General features: G+C 72.7%; 17 protein-coding genes. 9 read left to right on the top strand and 8 right to left on the bottom strand.

Annotated elements, in window-relative coordinates; genetic code table 11:
- Nucleotides 1–16: 16 nt before the first annotated feature.
- Together HD595_RS17920 and HD595_RS17915 are read right to left on the bottom strand one after the other, a co-directional pair.
- Nucleotides 17–1,639 carry a TlrC/CarA/OleB/SrmB family ABC-F type ribosomal protection protein gene (locus HD595_RS17920; RefSeq protein ID WP_420540757.1) on the bottom strand — a complete coding sequence of 541 codons (1,623 nt, stop codon included), beginning with the start codon at nucleotides 1,637–1,639 and terminating at the stop codon, nucleotides 17–19.
- A 171-nt stretch (nucleotides 1,640–1,810) separates the two neighbouring features.
- Nucleotides 1,811–2,701, bottom strand: a complete 891-nt coding sequence (locus HD595_RS17915) for a 4-hydroxy-tetrahydrodipicolinate synthase family protein (protein WP_253770449.1) — start codon at nucleotides 2,699–2,701, stop codon at nucleotides 1,811–1,813.
- A 71-nt stretch (nucleotides 2,702–2,772) separates the two neighbouring features.
- Here HD595_RS17915 and HD595_RS17910 point away from each other — a divergent pair, with 71 nt between their 5' ends.
- Entirely contained in the window at nucleotides 2,773–3,642 is an 870-nt protein-coding gene (locus HD595_RS17910) for a LysR family transcriptional regulator (protein WP_253770447.1), read from the top strand.
- Nucleotides 3,643–3,688: 46 nt separating this feature from the next.
- On the opposite strand, the gene HD595_RS17905 is transcribed toward HD595_RS17910, so the two are convergent.
- Nucleotides 3,689–4,624, bottom strand: a complete 936-nt coding sequence (locus tag HD595_RS17905) for a serine hydrolase domain-containing protein (protein WP_253770445.1) — start codon at nucleotides 4,622–4,624, stop codon at nucleotides 3,689–3,691.
- Nucleotides 4,625–4,793: 169 nt separating this feature from the next.
- On the opposite strand from HD595_RS17905, the gene HD595_RS17900 reads away from it, so the two are divergent.
- Both HD595_RS17900 and HD595_RS17895 read left to right on the top strand, forming a co-directional pair.
- On the top strand, nucleotides 4,794–5,465 hold the full coding sequence (locus HD595_RS17900) for a hypothetical protein (RefSeq protein WP_253770443.1): 672 nt from the start codon (nucleotides 4,794–4,796) through the stop codon (nucleotides 5,463–5,465).
- Between the two features lie 51 nt (nucleotides 5,466–5,516).
- A complete protein-coding gene (locus HD595_RS17895; RefSeq protein ID WP_253770441.1) occupies nucleotides 5,517–6,083 on the top strand; it encodes a thymidylate synthase family protein in 567 nt (188 codons plus the stop codon).
- Here HD595_RS17895 and HD595_RS17890 read toward each other — a convergent pair.
- Together HD595_RS17890 and HD595_RS17885 are read right to left on the bottom strand one after the other, a co-directional pair.
- Entirely contained in the window at nucleotides 6,052–7,491 is a 1,440-nt protein-coding gene (locus tag HD595_RS17890; RefSeq protein ID WP_253770439.1) for an MFS transporter, read from the bottom strand. The genes HD595_RS17895 and HD595_RS17890 overlap by 32 nt on opposite strands.
- 42 nt (nucleotides 7,492–7,533) lie before the next feature.
- The gene (locus tag HD595_RS17885; protein ID WP_253770437.1) at nucleotides 7,534–8,256 is read right to left on the bottom strand and encodes a class I SAM-dependent methyltransferase; all 723 of its coding nucleotides are present in this window, start codon (nucleotides 8,254–8,256) and stop codon (nucleotides 7,534–7,536) included.
- Nucleotides 8,257–8,401: 145 nt separating this feature from the next.
- Between HD595_RS17885 and HD595_RS17880 the strand changes: the two genes are divergently transcribed.
- The 3 genes from HD595_RS17880 to HD595_RS17870 all read left to right on the top strand — a co-directional run bounded on the left by HD595_RS17880 (nucleotide 8,402) and on the right by HD595_RS17870 (nucleotide 11,317).
- Complete coding sequence (locus tag HD595_RS17880; RefSeq protein ID WP_253770435.1) at nucleotides 8,402–9,775, top strand: LCP family protein; 1,374 nt, start codon at nucleotides 8,402–8,404, stop codon at nucleotides 9,773–9,775.
- Between the two features lie 136 nt (nucleotides 9,776–9,911).
- Nucleotides 9,912–10,898, top strand: coding sequence for an ATP-binding protein (locus HD595_RS17875; protein ID WP_253770434.1), 987 nt, complete (start codon nucleotides 9,912–9,914; stop codon nucleotides 10,896–10,898).
- Between the two features lie 32 nt (nucleotides 10,899–10,930).
- Nucleotides 10,931–11,317, top strand: coding sequence for an SCO5389 family protein (locus tag HD595_RS17870; protein WP_175604123.1), 387 nt, complete (start codon nucleotides 10,931–10,933; stop codon nucleotides 11,315–11,317).
- Between the two features lie 51 nt (nucleotides 11,318–11,368).
- On the opposite strand, the gene HD595_RS17865 is transcribed toward HD595_RS17870, so the two are convergent.
- The 3 genes from HD595_RS17865 to HD595_RS17855 all read right to left on the bottom strand — a co-directional run bounded on the left by HD595_RS17865 (nucleotide 11,369) and on the right by HD595_RS17855 (nucleotide 14,250).
- A complete protein-coding gene (locus tag HD595_RS17865; protein WP_253770433.1) occupies nucleotides 11,369–12,043 on the bottom strand; it encodes an LLM class flavin-dependent oxidoreductase in 675 nt (224 codons plus the stop codon).
- A gap of 385 nt (nucleotides 12,044–12,428) precedes the next feature.
- Nucleotides 12,429–13,100, bottom strand: a complete 672-nt coding sequence (locus tag HD595_RS17860; RefSeq protein WP_253770432.1) for a ribonuclease HII — start codon at nucleotides 13,098–13,100, stop codon at nucleotides 12,429–12,431.
- A gap of 214 nt (nucleotides 13,101–13,314) precedes the next feature.
- Nucleotides 13,315–14,250: a LysR family transcriptional regulator gene (locus HD595_RS17855; protein WP_253770431.1), complete on the bottom strand. Its 936-nt coding sequence runs from the start codon at nucleotides 14,248–14,250 to the stop codon at nucleotides 13,315–13,317.
- Between the two features lie 79 nt (nucleotides 14,251–14,329).
- Between HD595_RS17855 and HD595_RS17850 the strand changes: the two genes are divergently transcribed.
- The 3 genes from HD595_RS17850 (at nucleotide 14,330) to HD595_RS17840 (ending at nucleotide 19,830) form a co-directional block, all read left to right on the top strand.
- Complete coding sequence (locus tag HD595_RS17850) at nucleotides 14,330–15,616, top strand: pyridoxal phosphate-dependent aminotransferase (protein ID WP_253770430.1); 1,287 nt, start codon at nucleotides 14,330–14,332, stop codon at nucleotides 15,614–15,616.
- 152 nt (nucleotides 15,617–15,768) lie between these two features.
- Complete coding sequence (locus HD595_RS17845) at nucleotides 15,769–16,413, top strand: GNAT family N-acetyltransferase (protein WP_253770429.1); 645 nt, start codon at nucleotides 15,769–15,771, stop codon at nucleotides 16,411–16,413.
- A gap of 648 nt (nucleotides 16,414–17,061) precedes the next feature.
- On the top strand, nucleotides 17,062–19,830 hold the full coding sequence (locus HD595_RS17840; RefSeq protein WP_253770428.1) for an AfsR/SARP family transcriptional regulator: 2,769 nt from the start codon (nucleotides 17,062–17,064) through the stop codon (nucleotides 19,828–19,830).
- Nucleotides 19,831–19,980: the final 150 nt, after the last annotated feature.

Below are 19,980 nucleotides of genomic sequence, written 5' to 3'. Positions count from 1 at the left end.
GAGGTCAAGCGATGTTCTACGTGGAACCATGGCCGGACAGCTCCAGGCGCGAGCCGGTGAACCCCTCGCGCAGCCGGCGGTCGTGGGTGACGATCACCAGCATCCCCCGGTACGCCTCCAGCGCCTCCTCCATCTGCTCCACCAGCGCCGGCGACAGGTGGTTGGTCGGCTCGTCCAGCAGCAGCAGGTCCACCGGCGCGCTGACCAGCCGGGCCAGCTCGATGCGGCGGCGCTGGCCGTACGAGAGCTCCCCCACCCGCAAGCGCAGGTCGGCGGGCCGGAACAGCCCCAGCGCGAGCAGCGCGTCGGCGTGCTCGTCCAGGGTGCCCGGACGCCCGTCGGCGTAGGCCCGCAGCACCGTGCGGTTCAGCGGGCCGGTCGCCTCCTCCTGACGGAGCAGGCCGACGCGGGCGGGCCGGCGTACCGACCCCTGGTCGGGCGCCAGCTCACCGGCGAGGACCCGCATCAGCGTGGTCTTGCCGGCGCCGTTGGGTCCGGTGACGAGCAGCCGCCCGCCCGGCGGGATCGTCAGCTCGCCGAGCCGCAGCCGGCCGGCGACCACCACGTCGCGCAGCTCCACGCCCGCACCGGAGTCGTCCCGGTGGGCCGTCAGGGGCTCCGCGGTGAAGCGCAGCGGTCGCGGCGGCGGCGGAACGGGGTTCGCGCGCAGCCACTCGGTCCGCTGGCGGGCCCGCCGGATCCGGCCCATCGCGCCGTGCGCCCGCGACCTGGCCCGGAAGGCGCCCGAGCCGTTGACCGCGAGCGGCACCTTGCGGGGGATGGCGTGCATCCGCGCGATGTTGGACTCGGCGATGCTCGTCTGCCGGGCCACCTCGGCCGTCCAGTCCTCGTACGCCTGGATCCGGCGGTGCCGCTCGGCGGCCTTGGCCGTGAGGTAACCGGAGTAGCCGTTGCCGTAACGGCTGACCCGCCCGTCGGCGACCTCCAGGATCGTCGAGGTGACCCGGTCGAGGAACACCCGGTCGTGGGTGATCGCCACCACCGTGCCGCGGTGCTCGCGCAGGTGCCGCTCCAGCCAGGCCACGGCCTCGTCGTCGAGGTCGTTGGTCGGCTCGTCGAGCAGCAGCAGCTCCGGCGCGGCGGCGAGGGTCGCGGCCAGGGCCAGCCGTGACCGCTCGCCGCCGGAGAGCGTGCCGAGGCGCCGCCCGCGGTCGAGCCCGGGCAGGCCGAGACCGTGCAGCGCGACGTCCACGCGCGCGTCGGCCGTGTAGCCGCCGCGCGCCTCGAACTCCGCGAGCAGCGCGCCGTAGGCGTCCAGCGCGGCCGACGCGTCCGTCGTGGCTTCGGTGAGCGCCCGCTCGGCGTCCCGGATGCGGGCTTCGAGGGCCCGCACGTCGGCGAGCGCGCGATCGATCACGTCGGCCACGCTCGCCTCGGGCGGCAGCCCGAGCGTCTGCGGCAGGTGGCCGACGCCGCCGGGCGCCCGCACGACGAGCTCGCCGTTGTCGGGCCGCTCGACGCCGGCCATCAGCCTGAGCAGGGTCGACTTGCCGGAGCCGTTGTCGCCGATCACCCCGACCCGCTCGCCGGGCTTGACGGCGAAGGTGACGCGGTCGAGCACGACGCGCTCGCCGTAACGCTTGGTGACCTCGGAAAGGGACAGTTCGGAAAGGGACAGTTGGGCAGCACGCATGAAGGGCCCACCTCCTGGAATCGTCGCGAACCGTTGACGGCACGGGACGCCGGCGGAGCGTGCAGCTCTACGCGGCGGCGTCCGGGGCGATGATCACAGGAAGATGGCGCACATGGTCACGGGACTTTAGGGAGTTCCGATGACCATGTCAACCCCTCATCGGTCGAGCAGCGCCTCGGCCGCCGCGACCGACGCCTCGCTCGCGGGCAGCAGCGGCAGCCGCACCCCCGCCGACGGGATGACGCCCCGGGCGTGCAGGACGCCCTTGATGACGGTCGGGTTGGGCTCGGCGAACAGCGCGGCCGACAGCCGGGTCAGGCGGTGGCCGAGGGCCCGCGCCCGCGTGACGTCGCCCGCGTCCCAGGCGGCGGCCAGGTCGGCGAAGTCGCGCGGAGCGAGGTTCGCCGAGGCGAGGATGCCGCCGGAGGCGCCGGCCGCGAGCAGCGGCGAGATGACCGCGTCGTCGCCGCCCAGCACGTCGAACCCGTCGGGCCGGTCGCCGAGCAGGTCCAGGGCCTCCTGGTCGACGCCGCCGGTCGCGTACTTCACTCCGGCGATCATGGGGTGGGCGCCCAGGTGGCGCAGCGTGGCGGCGCTCACGGCCTGACCGGTCCGGTAGGGGATGTGGTAGATCACCAGCGGCACCGGCGTGCCGTCGGCCAGCGCCTCGAAGTGCGCGATCACACCGCGCTCCGACGGACGCAGGAAGTACGGAACGGTCACCAGGGCGGCCGTGACGTCCGGCGGCAGCGCCTCCAGCGCCCCGAGCACCGAGCGGGTGTCGTTGCCGGTCACGCCCACGGTCAGCGGCGCCCCGCGCTCGCGGCACACCTCCGCGCACACCTCGACGACCTGCGCGCGCTCGTCCGGGGACAGCGCCGCGGCCTCGCCGGTGGTGCCGAGCGCCACCAGCCCGGACGCGCCCTCGTCGAGGACGCGGCGGGCGAGCTTGCCGAGGACGTCGGCGGCCACCTCTCCGGTGACTCCGGGGGCGAACCCCGTGGGGGCGAACGGCGTGACGAGCGGTACGTGGATTCCCTTGAGCATGCTCCGAGCCTGACGCGAGCCGATACGTCAGGTCCAGTTCGGATTCGTGCGGTCAACCGTAAGCTGGACTGATGCTCGACCCTCGCAAGCTGCGCCTCCTGCGGGAGCTGGCCCGGCGCGGCACGATCGCCGCCGTCGCCGAGGCCGTCATGTTCACGCCGTCGGCGGTGTCGCAGCAGCTCAGCGCGCTGGAGCGGGAGGCGGGCGTGCCGCTGCTGGAGCGCACCGGCCGCACCGTCACGCTGACGCCCGCGGGCCGGCTGCTGGTGGAGCACGCGCAGGCCGTCCTGGAGGAGCTGGAACGCGCGTCGGCGGCGCTGGCGGCCGTCCGGGGCGGGCCGTCGGGGCCGGTGCGCATCGGCGCGTTCCCGACGGCGGCGCGGGCGCTGATGCCCGCGGCGCTCGCCGAGCTGGCGCGCGCCTGCCCGGAGCTGGAGCCCATGGTGTCGGAGATCGACCCCGCCGACGTCTCCGGGGCGCTGCGGGCGGGCGAGCTGGACGTCGCCCTGGTCCACGAGTACGACTTCGTGCCGGCGGAGGCGGACCCGGCGCTGGCCACGGAGCCGCTGTTCGCCGAGCCGATGTTCCTGGCCGGCCGGGCGGCCCTGGCCGAGGCCCGGGACGACCCGTGGATCACCGGCAAGCCGGGCACCCTCTGCCACGCCATGACGATCCGGGCCTGCCAGGCGGCGGGGTTCGAGCCGCGGGTGCGCCACCAGGTGGACGACTTCGACACGGTCCTCGCGTTCGCCGCCGCCGGTCAGGGGGTCGCGCTGGTGCCGCGCCTGGCCGCGCTCGCGCCGCCGCCGGGCGTGACGCTGTCGGAGCTGCCGCTGAGCCGCCGCACGCTGGCGGCCTTCCGCAGCGGGTACGGCGGGCATCCGGCGATCGGCGCGGCCGTCGCCGCCTTCCGCACCGCGATCACCCACCTCCCCCTCTGACCTCTCACGGCAGCACAGCCCGAGCGGTCGGCGACCCGGACAGCGGTCATTCGTCCGCCAGGACCTCCCGCATCACGGCCTCGGCGCTGGTCTGGTCGGAGTCGTAGTCGCCGGCCGCGACGGCCACCACCAGCCGCCTCTCCGGCGCCACGAGGACCCGCTGGCCGCCGTTGCCGATGGCCGTCACCCACTGCCCTGGGCTCACGTACCACTGGTAGCCGTACTCGAAGCCCTCCGCGATCCGGACCCGGGGCCGCAGCATCTCGGCGATCCACGGCCCCGGCACCAGCCCACGCCCGCCGTCGAGCACCAGCGACCCCAGCTCCGCCAGGTCGCGCGGGCGCAGCCGCAGCCCGGCGGCGGCCATCGCGACGCCGCGGTTCGCCGTCCACTCGAACGGCATGCCGAGCGGTCCGAAGAGCCGCTCGCGCGCGAACTCCTCCAGCGGCACGCCCGCGCCGTCGGCGATGAGCCTGCCGAGCAGGGCCGCCGCGCCGCCGCAGTACCGCCACCGCTTCCCCGGCTCCTCCACCAGGGGACGCTCCAGGATGTACCGGTAGCGGTCCGGCGCCGCCTCCATGGCCAGCTCGCTGTTGGCGGTGCTGGTGTAGGGGACGTCCTCGTTCCAGTCCAGGCCGAGGGTCATGGTGAGCGCGTGCTCGACGGTCAGGTGCTCCTTGCCCTCGGCCAGGTCGGCGTACGCGGGGAAGGCCGGCAGCAGCGGCTCGCCGGGCGCGGGCACGAGGCCGTCACCGAGGGCGGCGCCGTACAGCAGGGCGACGACGCTCTTGGTCACGGAGCGTACGTCGTGGATGACGTCCGGCCCGAACGTCACGTGCCCCAGCGGGACGTTCAGCCGGAAGTCCTCGCCCGCGCCGTACCGCTCCAGCTCCACCCGCCCGTCCCGGACCACGACGAGCCCGTGCAGGCGCGGCGCCCCGCCCGCCGCCAGCAGTGCGTCGATCCGCCCCGCGATGTTCATCCCGTTCCTCCTCCATCGAATGGGACAGACCTATCGCCTCACACAATGTCAGCCGCAAACCGTTTTTACGCCGTCGAGTCGGATTTGTTGGAATGATTGGCAGGAATGCCCGGCAGATCCGCGAAACTGCGCTCATACTGGAGGCAGCTGGCCCCCTACAGGAGCATTCATGCGGAAGACACCCCCTCGCATGACGCCGGAGGAGGAGCTGCCGGCAGGCCAGTTCCTCCAACTCGCCGCAGTCGACTTCACCGGCATCTATGCCGTGCACCTCGCCGCCAAGGACGAGCGGCTGAAGATGACCAGGCTCGGGATGAGCCTGCTCTCCGGCCCGTTCCTGGCGACCATCGCCCTCACCAGCGCCAAGGTGGTGGACCCGCGGAGCCTGACCTCCTGGACCACCGTGCCGTGGTACCTGTTCGCGCTGGTGACCGCGTTCGGCCTGCTCAGCGTGCTGCCGTTCCTGCGGCTGATCGAGGCGGTGAACGCGCACGCCCGCACGGCCCGGGCGATCAACAACTTCCGGCTCCTCTACGCGACCCGGCTCAAGGACGAGCTGGCCTGGTCGCCGAACCTGCCGGTGGACCCGCGCTTCCCCGAGACGTTCGCGCCGCTCGCCTGGCCCGGGATCAACGTCATGATGCTGGCCGTCGCCGACAGCTTCTACCTCGTGGTCGGCGTCACCGGACTCAGCGGCCAGACGCCCGACCCGATCCTGCTCACCATCGGCGTCGCACTGGTGGCGCTGGTCCACTACTCGATCTACTACGTGCGCTGCAACGTCACGCGGCGGCGCCGGCTGCCCAACAACCCGTACCAGTTCCCGAACGTGGAGACCTGAATGCCCGGCCCTGCGATGTGGGCGTCATGTGGGGAGGCGTGGATCTGGCTGATGCGCCATGTCTGGACGGAGGGCGCGCTCGGCGACGACGACCGCGGCCCCGTCATGGAGGGGCCGCCCGTGCTCTTCGAGATCGCCCAGGTGCGGCGGGACGACCCGGTGCTGGAGAGGTACGGCGACGCGGACCGGCTCGCGCTCTACTGCCGCAAGTTCACCCAGGACACGATCGTGCCCCCGTTCAAGTACAGCTACGGGGCCCGGATCAGGGGCCAGCTCGCGTGGGCCGTGGACCTGCTGCGCACCAAGCCGTACAGCAAGAGCGCCTGGATCTCGCTGACCGCGCCGGGCGAGCCGTACGACTCGGTGCCGTGCCTGAGCGGGCTGGCCTTCCGGATCCGGGACGGCGGGCTGGTGATGACGGCGGCCTTCCGGTCGCAGAACGCGTTCACCAGCTACCTGAACTACGTGCCGCTGTCGGAGGTCCAGGCCGGGGTCGCGCGGACCCTCGGCCTGGACTGCGGCCCGATGCGGGTGTTCGTGGACGTGCCCCACCTCTACCTGGCCGACAGCACGCACGTGCTGCGCGTCATGCGGCCGTGTCTACCGAAGCTGCTGTGAGCGGCGCGGCGATCTCCTCCAGGCCCTTCTGCTCGGCCTTGACCCCGAGGAACAGCTCGACGATCCCGGCGGCGATCATGATGACGGCGCCGATCGTGAACGCCAGCGCCGTGTCGCCCGGCACGCCGGTCTCCACCAGCTTGGCGAAGACGAGCGGACCGGCGATGCCGCCCGCCGCGGTGCCGATCGCGAAGAAGAACGCGATCGCCATCGCCCTGGTCTCCATGGGGAAGATCTCGCTGACCGTCAGGTAGGCCGAGCTGGCGCCGGCCGAGGCGACGAACAGCACCGCGCACCAGCAGGCGGTCAACGTGACGGCGTTGAGCATGCCCTGGTCGAACAGCCAGGCCGTGCCGAGCAGCAGCACTCCGGAGCCGATGTAGGTGGCCGAGATCATCGGCACCCGGCCGACCGTGTCGAACAGCCGCCCGAGCAGCAGCGGACCGAGGAAGTTGCCGATCGCGATCACGGCGAAGTAGTAGCCGGTGTGCGTGTCGATCTTGTAGAACGTGGACAGGATCTGGGCGTACCCGAAGGTGATGGCGTTGTAGAGGAACGCCTGCCCGATGAACAGCGACAGCCCGAGGATCGTGCGCTTGGGGTAGCGCGCCACCATCGTGTGCGCGATCTGCACGAAGCCGATCGACTTGCGCTGGTGGATGGTGACGGAGCCCTTGGGCTCCGGCAGGTCGCCGCCCACGTGCTCCTCGATCTCGCCGACGAGCTGCTCGGCCTCCTCGCCGCGGCCGTGGATGAACAGCCAGCGCGGGCTCTCGGGCACGTGCCGCCGGACGAGCAGGATGGCCACGCCGAGCACCACGCCGAGGCCGAAGGCGATGCGCCAGCCGATGTTGACCGGCAGGTCGTTGAGCAGCGGCACGGTCAGCAGCGCGCCGCCCGCCGCGCCGAGCCAGTAGCTGCCGTTGATCATGATGTCGATGCGGCCGCGGTGGCGGCTCGGGATCAGCTCGTCGATGGCCGAGTTGATGGCCGCGTACTCACCGCCGATGCCGAACCCGGTCATGAACCTGAACAGGAAGAACCACCACGCGTCGAAGGAGAGGGCCGTCATCAGCGTGGCCACCAGGTAGACGACCAGGGTGACGAGGAACAGCTTCTTGCGGCCGAACCGGTCGGTCAGCCAGCCGAAGAACAACGCGCCCAGGCAGGCCCCGGCCACGTACAGGGCCGCCGCCGTCCCGGCGACCTGCGCCTGGGTGATGTCGATACCGCTGCCCGGCTTGGCGAGCTGGGCCGACAGGTTTCCCACGATGGTGACTTCGAGGCCGTCGAGGATCCAGACGGTGCCCAGTCCGATGACGATCATCCAGTGCCAGCGTGACCACGGCAGCCGGTCCAGCCGTGCGGGCACCTTGGTGGTGATTGTGCCGGTATCCACGTCCTTCATGAAGGAAACGTGGTACCCACCAGGGCGATCGCAAACGTCGGTTCACCCGACGGCTACGGGCTTGCGGGCCTCCAGCATCCACGTCCTGAACCACGGCCCCCCGTACCAGAACCGCCAGCCGAGGTCGCGCCGGCGGATGTCCACGACGCCGAGCTCCCGCAGCGTCTCCTCGTACGCGGGGGTGTGCTGGAAGTCGGCGAGCAGCAGCAGCCCGCCGGGCCGCAGCACGCGGTGCGCCTCCCTGACGGCCCGCGCGCGCCCCTCGGCGTCCGGGATGTTGTGGACGGCCAGGCTCGACACGATCACGTCGAACGAGGCGTCGGCGAAGGACAGCTCCCGCATGTCGCCGGTGACCAGGTCCACGCGCACGCCCTCGGCCTCGGCGTTGGCCCGGGTGACGCTCTCGTCGTTGCCCGACTGGTCGCGCGAGCGCCAGAGGTCGAGGCCGGTGGCCCGGCCGTCCGGCAGCCGCTCGGCGGCCAGCAGCAGCACCGCGCCGCGCCCGCAGCCGAGGTCGAGCAGCCGCTCGTCGCCCTTGAGCCGGTCCAGCTCCTCGGCCCACACGGCGAACTTGCCGCGCCGGGTCGTGTAGAGGTAGCTCGCCGCGCTGGCGGAGGTGTAGATGCCGCCCAGCAGGAAGGCGACCCCGGCCACCGGGATGCCCTGCAGGAAGGACGTCACCGAGAGGACCAGCACCACGACGGCTCCGGACACGAGGCCCGCCAGGGCCAGTGGAGCGTCGAATCCGTAGCGTCCACGTCTCATACTCACGTTATATCTCGACCTCGCGTTATATCGCAATCTTGGTTTGACCGGGAATTGACACGACACTTCCCCTGACCTGCCCTCATTCGACGACAAACCGTCTCTAACGTGGAAGACAGCTGCGCAAATGGGGGGTTGACCAGGGATGACGACCGGAGACCGCAGTTTCGGCACCGGTGCGGCGATCGCGCTGACTCTGGGATCGGCGTTCCTGTGGGGAGTGGCCCACGTGGCCACCGACCGCCGCAAGACCGGCTTCGCGCTCATGGTGACGCACGTGCTGCTGCTCGCCGTGGTCATCACCGCGGTGACGGCCTTCGGCACCCGGGTCCTGGCACTGGCCGTGCAGCCCTTCTGGCTCACCGCCATGTCCGTCGCGCTGGCCGTGATCGCACTGGCCTGGTCCGCGGTCATCGTCAGGTCGTTCGTCCTGGTACGGCCCCAACCGGCCGACACCGCGGGCCGCGCCCTCACCGCGGCCTTCGCCGCCGGGCTGTGCGCGCTCGTCCTGGCACCCACCGCGTACGCGGCCCGCCTGGCCTACCTGTCGCACGACGTGGTCGACTCGATCTTCACCGCCGAGATGACCCCGATCGTCGCCGACGACCCGTGGAACGGCGCGACGCGGATCAACTTCCTGCTCATCGGCGCGGACTCCGCACCCGGCCGGCCCGGGGTCCGCACCGACAGCGTGACCGTGGCCAGCGTCGACACCGCGACCGGCGACACCACGCTGTTCGGGCTGCCGCGCAACCTGGAGCAGGTCCAGCTACCGCGCGGCCCGGCCCGCCAGCGCTTCCCGAACGGCTTCTCCGGGGACGGCCCCGACACACCCGGGCTGCTCAACGAGATCTTCCAGTACGCCGAGGACTACCCGGAGATGGTGCCCGGCGTGCGCCACGGCCAGCGCGGCCCCGCCCTGCTCAAGCAGACCGTGAGCGACATCCTCGGCATCCCGGTGAAGTACTACGCGATGGTCGACATGAAGGGCTTCGCGCAGATCATCGACGCCATGGGCGGGGTGAAGGTCACCATCAAGCAGCCCATCGTGTACGGCAAGTACCGCGAGGGGCACCTGGCCGCCGGCACCCGCAAGCTCTCCGGCCAGGAGGCGCTGTGGTTCGGCCGCTCCCGCACCGACAGCGACGACTACGTGCGCATGGGCCGCCAGAAGTGCCTGCTGTACGCCGTGGCCAAGCAGGCCGACCCGGTGACCGTGCTCAACAGCTTCGAGAAGCTGGCCGCGGCCACCAAGCGGGCGATCTCCACCGACATCCCGAAGAACCTGCTGCCGCCGCTCATCGAGCTGTCGGACAAGGTGAAGGACGCCCGGATCCGGAGCCTCAGCTTCGTGCCGCCGCTGATCAACACGGCCTCGCCCGACTGGGGCCTCATCCGGGCCAAGGTCACCAAGGCGCTGGCCGAGCGGCCCGCCGTGCGCGTCCCGGGCCATCCCAAGGCCCCCGCGTCCGCCCAGGGCTACGACCGGCCGATCTCGCTGGACGCGGCCTGCCACTGAGCCTCCGCTCCAGGCGCCCCTCGGGTCTCGACCCGAGGGGCGTCCGCGTTTTCGCCCTCGCGACCGTGATCGGTGTGCCATCATGGGAGCCACACGAAAACGACAACGGTTTTCATCATCATCTTCTGGAGCTATCGTGAGGGTGGCCTTCGTCGGCAAGGGCGGCAGCGGCAAGACCACGATGTCGGCCCTGTTCGCCAGGCACGTGGCGAGCCAGGGCGGTCCGGTGGTCGCCGTGGACGCCGACATCAACCAGCACCTGGCGCTCGTCCTGGGCGCGGACGAGAGCCCTGAGCCGCTCGGCGACCGTCTCACCGAGATCAAGGACTTCCTGCGCGGCGACAACCCGCGCATCCCCTCGGCCGAGGCCATGGTCAAGACGACCCCGCCGGGGCGCGGTTCGCGGCTGCTGAGCTTCGACGACCTCGCCGCCTCGCCGTACGCGGTGACCACGCCCGGCGGCGTCAGGCTGCTGGCCACCGGCCCGTTCGGCGAGGACGACCTCGGCGTCGCCTGCTACCACTCCAAGGTGGGCGCGGTCGAGCTGCTGCTCAACCATCTGGTCGACGGGCCCGGCGAGTACGTCGTGGTGGACATGACCGCCGGGGCCGACTCGTTCGCCTCGGGGCTGTTCACCCGGTTCGACCTGACGGTCCTGGTGGCCGAGCCGACCCGGCAGGGCGTCGGCGTCTACCGTCAGTACGCCGAGCACGCCGCCGGGTTCGGCGTGCGGGTCGCGGTCGTCGGCAACAAGGTCCACGGCCCCTCCGACGTCGACTTCCTGCGCGCCGAGGTGGGCGCCGACCTGGTGGCCTGGATGGAGCACTCGGCGGCCGTCCGCGCCATGGAGCAGGGCCGGCCGCTGGCCCTCGCCGACCTGGAGCCGGCCAACTCCGACACGCTGGCCGTGCTGCTCAAGCACCTCGACGCGCAGGAGAAGGACTGGGCCAGGTTCGGCCGCCAGGCCGAGGAGTTCCACCTGCGCAACGCCCGGGCCTGGGCGAACGCGCGCACCGGCAGCGATCTGTCCCTGCAGATCGACCCCGGGTTCACCTACGGCCCGCCGGTGACCACACGAGTGTCCCCCTCCAGCCATCTGGAGCACCACGCCGACCGCTCGTAGCGTCGGTTCGATCCCCTTCGAGAGGAGACAGCATGTCGCTGACCGTTCCGAACGACCTGCTCGACCAGGCCAGGACCGGAGAGGTCGAGGACGCGGCGTTCGTCGCCTGCGTGCGCGACTCCCTGCCCTACGCGTGGTCGGTGATCAGCGAGCTGGTCCAGCAGCGGGCGCGCGACGGAGCCGAGTTCGCCGACAACCAGGTGCCGCCGCCGTCGGAGGAGGCGCGCGGCCAGCTCCTGCGCTGCCTGGCGAGCGACGCCATGCGCGGCGCGCTGGAGCGTCACTTCGGCGTCCGGCTGGCGTTCCAGAACTGCCACCGGGTCGCGGTCTTCGACCCGGCGGCCACCGAGGCGCTGAGCGCGTTCGTCACGCCCCGCGCGCAGATCCTCAACCAGAAGCCCGAGCTGGTCGACTGCTGACCGCTTGAGCCCGGGGGTGGCGGGCCGCACGGCCCGCCACCCCGCCCAAGGCTAGAGTGCGGCGGCCCGCACGCGGGGCAGCACCTCGGCGCCGAGCCGGCGGACGTTGTCCACGGCGCGGCGGTGGTCGCCGATCCCCTCGACCATGAGGACGATCCGCCGCACGCCCGTGGCCTCGGCCGTGGCGAGGATCGCCTCCACGCACCGCTCCGCCGACCCGACGGGATGCACGCGGGTCAGGAAGTCGACGTAGGCGGGCACGTCCCGCGCGGGCCGCCGCCGCCCGTCCACCGGCACGTAGCCGGCCAGACCGGGCTCCAGCCAGCGCGGCATCGCCTCCTTGAGCTCCCGGACCGCCTGCCGCGTCGAGTCGGCCACATGCCCCACGGCCGCCGCCACGTGCCCGTCCCTTTCAGGGCACAGGGTTTCAGGGCACAGCCCGTCGTAGGCCGCCACGGCCGCCGCCTTCTCGCGGTCGTCCACGTGCATCCCGAGCAGCATCGGCAGCCCCCGCCGGGCCGCCAGCTCCAGCGTCGCCTCCGACGTGCAGGCCACCACGGGCCGCAGCGTGGCCGCGGGCACCAGGTCCACCTCCCGGAACCGGAAGAACTCCCCCTCGGCCGACACCCGCCCGCCCGACAGCGCCCGCACGAGCACGTCCAGCGACTCGCCGAACCCCCGCTCGAACCGCTCCAGCCGGTCCCGAACACCTCCAGGTCCACCCACGGCCCGCGGGCACACCCCGTAGGTCTTGACCTCCTCCCACGGATGAATCCAGGGGGTTCCGGCCCTCGCAAGCCGGATCTTCCTGCTTCACCGGCGACTGCCCACGCACACCCGAAGGCGCGCGACCGGTCTTACATGGCCTCCACAGGCTTCACATCCCGCCGGCCCGGCGGTAGGCCCGGATGCACCGGCTTGATTAGCGCCAGCCCATCCGAACACCTGAACCATACCAAGGAGAAGGTCGGCGCGAGGCGGAACAGGAAAGGTCTCTGCACCGCTCGGAATTCGACGGCCCTCCCACGCTCCGGTCTCCCCTCAGAGCCGAAGCCAGAGGTCTCCACAGGAGTTACCCATGACGTGGTGCTCGGCGACCCAGAAGCCGAAGCTAACCGAACAGGCTGACCTGGTCCTCGCTCACCGCCGGATCGCGGTGCCGCTTGAGGTGGCGCCACCGCGGCAGGTCGTCGAGGTAGCTCCACGACATGCGGTGGTGCTCGGTGGGACCGAGCCGCGCCAGCGCCTCCTGGTGGACGGGCGAGGGATATCCGGCGTTGTCGGCGAAGCCGTAGGCGTCGCAGCCCAGCGTCGCCATGTACGCGTCGCGCCGCACCTTGGCCAGCACGGACGCGGCGGCCACCGAGACGCTGGCCGCGTCGCCCCTGACCTCCAGGCGCACCGGCCAGGGCGCGCCGATGTAGTCGTGGGAGCCGTCGAGGATGACCGCGCCCGGCCGTACGGGGAGGGCGTCGAGGGCGCGGCGGGCGGCCCGGCGCAGCGCCTCGGTCATGCCGACCGCGTCGATCTCCTCGTGCGTGGCCTCGCCGAAGGCGATGCCGGCGGCCCACGCGCGGACCTCGCCGGCGAGCGCCTCGCGGCGGGCCGGGGTGAGCTGCTTGGAGTCGGTCAGCCCGGCGGGCGGCTCGGACAGGTCGGTGACGACCGCGCAGACGGTCACGGGCCCCGCCCAGGCGCCGCGGCCGACCTCGTCCACGCCGGCCACCGTGCTCACGCTGGGCTGGGAGAGCAGGAGGTGCTCGATGTCGTACGTCGGCGCCATAGCCGCACACGTTATCGCGCGCGGGACCGTACGACAGCGGGAAAACCCGTACGACAGGGGAAAGCGGCCACCGGCCCGGGAGCGGGCCGGTCAGCCACGGGCGGCGGGCCGGTCAGCCACCGCGAGACCGGTGAGCGAGGCCGGTCAGCGGCCGGGAGGGCCGAGCGGGTCGAGGTCGGTCAGCGGCCGGGAGGGCCGAGCGGGTCGAGGTCGGTCAGCGGCCGGGAGGGCCGAGCGGGTCGAGGTCGGCGGCGAGGTAGCGCGCCGCCACGTGGACGGCCCGCAGCGTCACCGACACCGACGGCCGGTGGACGCTGGACCCCCGCGCGACCGCGTGGACCTCGCGCCCCACCGGGTTGCCGGGGAACTGCCGCACCGCCACCCCGCGCACCCCCGCCGCCAGCGCGAGCGCCGGCACGGCGGCGATGCCGAGCCCCTTGGCCACCAGCGACAGGATCGTCCCCAGCCCCTCGAACTCCCAGGGCGTCGGCCGCGTGCCGCCCACGTCGAAGAACAGCCGGTCCACGGCCAGCCGCGACGGCTCGCCGTCCGGGGTGGCCATCCACGGCTCGTCGCGCAGCTCGCGCAGGTCGATCGGCACGCCGGGGTCGGCCAGCCGGTGCTTGCGCGGCACCACCAGCACGAGGGGGTCGCTCAGCAGCGGGAAGACGCGCAGGTGCTCGCTGTCCCGGACCCGGCCGTACCAGTCGTCGACCAGCGCGATGTCCACCTCGCCCGACTGCACCTCGCGCAGGCCCCGTCCCGACCTGCTCTGCCGCAGCCGCAGCGTCAGCTCGGTGTGGCGGCGCAGCGAGCGGGCGAGCGCCGGCGCGAACGCCACGGCCGCCGTCGGGAAGGCCGTCATCACGACGCGTCCCGAGGGCGTGCCCGCGTGCGCCGACAGGTCCGACTCGGCCTCCTCGACCATGGCGAGGATGCGCTCGGCGTGCGCGACGAGCCGGCGGCCGGCGTCGGTGAGCTCGGCGCTGCGCGCGGTGCGGTCGAGCAGGGCCGTGCCGGTCTCCCGCTCCAGCGCGACGAGCTGCTGCGACACCGCCGAGGGGCTGTAGCCGAGCGCCGCGGCGGTGGCGGCGATGCTGCCCCGTCGCGCGAACTCGCAGATCAGTGTCAACCGCCGCAGATCGAGCATCGGTCTTCCTTACGCCTACCCACGAAAAGCCTCGCTTGTTCTGATGCAATACTGCAAGCAGGCTGGGAACGTGACAAACATGAGCATTACCCTCTCTGCCACTCTTGCCGCCAACGAGGACATCGAGCGAAGACGACGCGCCGGGGAGCGCGTGCTGCACCTGGCCTTCGGCGAGGCAGGGCTGCCCGTCCACCCGGCGCTGCGCGACAGGCTGGTGGCCGCGTCCGGCCGCAACGGTTACGGCCCCGTCGCGGGCGCCCCCGAGCTGCGCGCCGCCGCCGCGGGCTACTGGAGCCGGCGCGGGCTTCCCACCGACCCCGGCCTGGTCGTCTGCGGACCGGGCAGCAAGCCCCTCCTGTACGGCCTGCTCCTCGCGATCGGCGGCGACATCGTGCTGCCGAGACCGAGCTGGGTCAGTTACGCCGCGCAGGCCGACCTGGTCGGCTCCCGCCCCCTCCTCGTGCCCCCGCCCCCCGGCGAGGGCGGCGTGCCCGATCCCGACGGGGTCGCCGAGGCGGTGCGCCGGGCCCGCGCCCAGGGCCGCGCCGTCCATTCGCTGCTCGTCACGCTGCCGGACAACCCGACCGGCCGCCTCGCCACCCCCGAGACCATCGGCCGCCTGGTGGACGTGGCCCGCGAGCTGGACCTCCTGATCATCTCCGACGAGATCTACCGCGACCTGCTGCACGAGCCCGCCCCCGCCTACGTCTCGCCCGCCGACCTGGCGCCCGAGCGCACCGTCATCACCACCGGGCTGAGCAAGAGCCTCGCCCTGGGCGGCTGGCGGATCGGCGTGGCCCGGCTGCCCGAGGGCGCGCACGACCTGCGCGCGCGGGTGCTCGCCGTGGCCAGCGAGATCTGGTCGGCGCCGGCCGCGCCGGTGCAGCAGGCGGCCGCGTACGCCTTCTCCGAGCCGCCGGAGCTGGCCGAGCGCGTGGCGCTCAGCCGCCGCCTGCACGGCGCGGTCGCGCGCGCGGTGCACGCCCGCTTCGCCGCGATCGGCGCCCGCATGCCCGACCCGCAGGGCGGCTTCTACCTCTACCCGGACCTCGGCCACCTCGGTCTCGGCGGCTCCGCCGCGGTCACCCGGCGGCTGCTGGAGGACCACGGCATCGGCGTCCTGCCCGGTCACGCGTTCGGCGACGACCCCGGCGCCGCCCGCGTGCGGGTCGCCGTCAGCCTCCTGTACGGCGAGACGGCCGAGCAGCGGCTGGCCGCCCTGGACGCCTCGAACCCGGTCACGCTGCCGTGGATCTCGGCCGCGCTGGACCAGTTGTCGGACGGTCTCGCGGGCCTCGCCGAGGCCCGGCCGGGGGCGGCGCGTGAACGGCGTCCGGCGCTCGTGCCGACCGCATGTCACGGTTAGGCGAAATCTTCGCCCAGAGGGCCTGCCCGAAACCCCGAATCAACCCTCTGACCTGGGCAAACACCACATGATCCGAAACCCGCGAAACAAGCGCCGAAGAAGGTGGCCGTTGCCTGGTCACAACGGGCCCGGTCAGCCCTCATCATGTGCTCATGCCCGCTCTTGTCACCCTGTCCGGGCGCCTCGTGCGCCTGGAACCTCTCAGCCCCGCGGCGATCGACGATCTCGTCGCCGCGGCGAGTGAAGACCGCTCCACGTATGCCTTCACTCGCGTCCCGAACGGCCGGGACGAGATGGTCTCCTATGTGGAGGCCGCGCTGGCTGAGCAGGCGGGGGGCCGCACGATGCCCTTCGCCATCCGGTGGCTGCACACCGATCGCCTGATCGGTGCCACCCGTCTCATGAACCTGGAGTACTGGCAGGGCCCCATGCCCTGGCCTCCGGGGACACTGGGCGCGGTGGGCGAGATCCCGTCCGTGGCGGACATCGGCTACACGTGGCTGGGCGCATCCGCCCAGGGCACGGGTGCCAACCGGGAGAGCAAGTTCCTGCTGCTCTCCCACGCCTTCGAGAACTGGAACGTCCACCGCATCACGCTCAAGGCTGATGTACGCAACGCCAAATCCCGGGCCGCCATCGAGGCCCTCGGCGCACACTTCGACGGGGTGCGGCGAGCGGAAAGCCGAGGCGCCGACGACACGGTCCGAGATACGGCGTTCTATTCCATCCTGAACTCCGAGTGGCCGGCCGTCCGTGAGCGGCTGGCGCGAAGACTCGGGCTGGTGGAGGCCGCCTAGCAACCCATGTCCGCCCATGGCCCCGCCCGCCTGATCAGGGCGGGGCCGGTATTCCAGACCCGGGAGGCATGACCGCCCCCGCGTCCTGTTCTCGGGGTCATGCCTCACTGACCCTCAGCATCCGCTCCGTCGCTCAACGCCCGATCAACACCGAATCAATGGCCGTACCCGAAACGCCCGGCGTATTCCCCGCGGGGTAACGTAATCCCCGCATGCGAGAAACGCCCTCGCCATCTCTTCCGCGGAGGATCCCCGCGGACGGCAAGATTTACGGCGGAGGGGCATGCCTATGTGTTAGGCAAGGTTCGCTCTATGATTTGGTAACAAATCGTTCCATTGCCCTGGAGACATACGGCATGGCTGGTCAGAGCGTCGAAGGCGGCCTTCGGTTCGCCGTGCTCGGTCCCGTGCGCGCGTGGCGTGATGGCGACGAACTCGATCTGGGCACTCCGTTGCAGCGTTCCATTCTCGGGATGCTGCTGCTGCGCGAGGGCCGCGCCGTGACGCCGACCGAGATGATCGACGCCGTCTGGGGGGGACGACTCGCCCCCGAGGGCCCTCGGCGCCCTGCGCACGTACGTCTCCCGGCTGCGCACGGTCCTCGAACCCGACCGGCCCGCCCGTTCCCGTCCCGAGATCCTCACCTCCGTGGGGCGCGGCTACGCGCTGCGCCTGCCCGACGGGGCGCTCGACCTGGTCCGCTTCGAACGCGGCATCCACGAGGCAGAGGCGGCCCGCAAGGCCGGCCGGCCCGCCGCCGCGGCCGAGGCGCTGCGCTCCGCCGTCGCCCTGTTCGAGGGCGAGCCGCTGGCCGGAGCCGTCGGCCCCTACGCCGAGCACCAGCGCGACCGTCTCGTCGAGTGCCGGCTCAGCGCCGTCGAGACGCTCATGGACGTGGACCTGGAGCTGGGCCGCCACGCCGACGTGGTCTCCGAGCTGATCGCGCTGACCGCCGAGCACCCGCTGCGCGAGCGGCTGCGCGCCCAGCTCATGCTGGCCCTGTACCGGTGCGGCCGGCAGGGCGACGCGCTGGCCGTCTTCACCGAGACGCGCCAGGCGCTGATCGACGAGCTGGGCATCGAGCCCGGCCCCGACCTGTCCTCCCTGCACCAGCGGATCCTGGCCGCCGACCCGGGCCTCGCCGCCGCGCCCGTCGCCGCCGCGCCCGCCACCGCCGGCGAGGCCGGCGAGGAGCCGGAGCCGGCCGAGGAGGAGCAGATCCCCGAGCTGCCCCGCCCCGCCCAGCTCCCGGCCGCGGTGAGCGACTTCACCGGCCGCAAGGAGATCGCCGGGCGGCTGCGCACGCTGCTGTCGTCGCCGTCGGCGGCCGAGGGCGTGCCGGTGGCGGTGATCTGCGGCATCGGCGGCGTCGGCAAGACCACGCTGGCCGTCCACGTGGCCCACGCCGCCGACGACCTCTTCCCCGACGGCCAGCTCTACGCCGACCTGCGCGGCTACACCGGCGAGGCGACCGCGCCCGAGTCCGCCCTGGGCGCGTTCCTGCGCGCCCTCGGCATCCCGCCCGACGTGATCCCCGAGGTGCCGGCCGAGCGCTCGGCGCTGTTCCGCTCGCTGCTGGCCGAGCGGCGCATCCTCGTCCTGCTCGACAACGCCCGCGACGCCGCGCAGGTCATCCCGCTGCTGCCCGGCTCGCCCGGCTGCGCCGCCATCGTCACGAGCCGGGTCAAGCTGGCCGACCTGCCCTCGGCCCGGCTGTTCGACCTCGACGTGATGGAGCCCGACGAGGCGCTGTCGCTGTTCTCCTCCGTGGCCGGGCCGGAGCGCGTCGCCGCCGAGCACGGGGCCGCCATGGACGTGGTGGCCGCCTGCGGGTTCCTCCCGCTGGCCGTGCGCATCGTGGCCGCCCGGATGGCCGCGCGGCCGTCCTGGACGGTGGCCTCGCTCGTGCCGCGGCTGGCCGACGAGCAGCGCCGCCTCGACGAGCTGCGCGTCGGCAACCTCGCCGTGGAGGCCACCTTCGCCCTCGGCTACGGCCAGCTCGACGCGGCCCAGCAGCGCGCGTTCCGGCTGCTGTCGCTGCCCAACGGCCCGGACATCTCGGCCGGGGCCGCCGCCGCGGTGCTGGAGCTGAGCGCGTTCGAGGCCGAGGACCTGCTGGAGTCGCTGGTCGACGCCAGCCTGCTGGAGGCGCCCGCGCCCGGCCGCTACCGCTTCCACGACCTGCTCAAGCTGTTCGCCCGGCGCATCCTGCACAAGACCGAGACGCAGCAGGCCAAGACGCTCGCGCTGCGCCGGCTGCTCGGCTTCTACCTGGCCTCCGCGCAGTCGGCGCACCGGCTGGCCTACGAGGGCAGCCTGATCGCCGACAACCTCGCGGTGGTCGGCACGGGCCGGGTGTTCGGCGCCGCCGACGAGGCCGTGGCGTGGCTGATCGCCGAGGGCGACTCGCTGTTCGCCGCGATCAACCAGGCCGCCACCGACTCGCTCACGGCCGAGGAGCTGCTCCCGGCGGCCGACATGCTGGTGGCCATGGAGCCGCTGATGGAGTCCGGCACCCACACCCGCGAGTTCGACCACGGCACGCGGGCGGTGCTGGCCGCGGCGCTGCGCCTCGGCGCCGCCGGGAGCGAGCTGCGCGCCCGCTACGTGCTCGGACGGGTGCTGTTCGCCGGCAACCGGCTGACGGAGGCCGAGGAGCAGTTCAGGGTCGTCCACGAGCTGTCCGTGGCGCGCGGCGAGAAGATCGTCACCGGCGAGGTCAAGAACGCCCTCGCCGTGGTCGTCGGCCGGCAGCGGCGCCACGTCGAGGCGCTGTCGTGGTTCGACTCGGCCATGGACTGGTACCGGGAGAACGGCGTGCCCGCCGGCGAGGCGCTGGTGCTCAGCTACTCCGCGCGCGACCACCTCGGCCTCAACCGGCCCGAGGACGCGATCGCCGCCGCCGAGAAGGGCCTGGCCATCTTCACCGAGATCGGCAGCGGCGCCGGCACCGCCCGCGCCCGCTACCACCTCGGCATCGTGCTGTCCCGCGTCGGCCGCCTCACCGAGGCCGTCCACCACCACGCCGAGTGCCTGGCGTTCTTCCGGGCCAGCAAGCAGCGCGTGTGGGAGCAGCGGGTGTGCTCGCGGCTGGCGGAGACGTTCATCGCGGCCAGGCGCTACCCGGAGGCGGTCCGCCACGCGGAGCAGGCGCTGGTCGTGTCGCGGGAGATCGGCCACCCGTACGGCGAGGCGCTGTCGCTGACCGTGCTCGGCAAGGCGCTCAGGGGCCTCGGCAGCACGACGCGCAGCGTCGACTGCCTACGTCAGGCCTTCGACATCTTCTCCAGGCTCGGCGCGCCCGAGGCCGGAGACCTCCGGGCCCTGCTCGACTCCGTCCCGGTCCCCGAGTCCGTTTCCGAGCCCGCTCCCGGGCCCGTCCCAGAGCCCACTCCGGGGCCCGTCGTCGAGCCCTGAGTACAGCGCGTCGTCCAGTCGTGTCATCCACACATGGTTGATCAAGGCTGTCCTTAGGGAGTCACCAGACCAGTGGTGCAGCCCGGCCGGTCATCTCGGTCGCCGCGCCTCGCCAGGGGGCCCGGATGTCGGGTCGCTCGGCGCGGCGGC

Source organism: Nonomuraea roseoviolacea subsp. carminata, assembly GCF_024172185.1.
In the GTDB taxonomy this organism is placed as follows: domain Bacteria; phylum Actinomycetota; class Actinomycetes; order Streptosporangiales; family Streptosporangiaceae; genus Nonomuraea; species Nonomuraea roseoviolacea.
Note: the sequence above shows the minus strand (reverse complement) of the source record. Positions and strands in the feature narration are given on the sequence as shown.

What these genes read in the sequence shown, in the direction of transcription:
- HD595_RS17915 (WP_253770449.1), bottom strand. Translation starts at nt 2,701, where the DNA reads ATGCTCAAGGGAATCCACGTACCGCTCGTCACGCCGTTCGCCCCCACG.
- HD595_RS17910 (WP_253770447.1), top strand. Translation starts at nt 2,773, where the DNA reads ATGCTCGACCCTCGCAAGCTGCGCCTCCTGCGGGAGCTGGCCCGGCGC.
- HD595_RS17905 (WP_253770445.1), bottom strand. Translation starts at nt 4,624, where the DNA reads ATGAACATCGCGGGGCGGATCGACGCACTGCTGGCGGCGGGCGGGGCG.
- HD595_RS17900 (WP_253770443.1), top strand. Translation starts at nt 4,794, where the DNA reads ATGCGGAAGACACCCCCTCGCATGACGCCGGAGGAGGAGCTGCCGGCA.
- HD595_RS17895 (WP_253770441.1), top strand. Translation starts at nt 5,517, where the DNA reads ATGCGCCATGTCTGGACGGAGGGCGCGCTCGGCGACGACGACCGCGGC.
- HD595_RS17890 (WP_253770439.1), bottom strand. Translation starts at nt 7,491, where the DNA reads ATGAAGGACGTGGATACCGGCACAATCACCACCAAGGTGCCCGCACGG.
- HD595_RS17885 (WP_253770437.1), bottom strand. Translation starts at nt 8,256, where the DNA reads ATGAGACGTGGACGCTACGGATTCGACGCTCCACTGGCCCTGGCGGGC.
- HD595_RS17880 (WP_253770435.1), top strand. Translation starts at nt 8,402, where the DNA reads ATGACGACCGGAGACCGCAGTTTCGGCACCGGTGCGGCGATCGCGCTG.
- HD595_RS17870 (WP_175604123.1), top strand. Translation starts at nt 10,931, where the DNA reads ATGTCGCTGACCGTTCCGAACGACCTGCTCGACCAGGCCAGGACCGGA.
- HD595_RS17860 (WP_253770432.1), bottom strand. Translation starts at nt 13,100, where the DNA reads ATGGCGCCGACGTACGACATCGAGCACCTCCTGCTCTCCCAGCCCAGC.
- HD595_RS17855 (WP_253770431.1), bottom strand. Translation starts at nt 14,250, where the DNA reads ATGCTCGATCTGCGGCGGTTGACACTGATCTGCGAGTTCGCGCGACGG.
- HD595_RS17850 (WP_253770430.1), top strand. Translation starts at nt 14,330, where the DNA reads ATGAGCATTACCCTCTCTGCCACTCTTGCCGCCAACGAGGACATCGAG.
- HD595_RS17845 (WP_253770429.1), top strand. Translation starts at nt 15,769, where the DNA reads ATGCCCGCTCTTGTCACCCTGTCCGGGCGCCTCGTGCGCCTGGAACCT.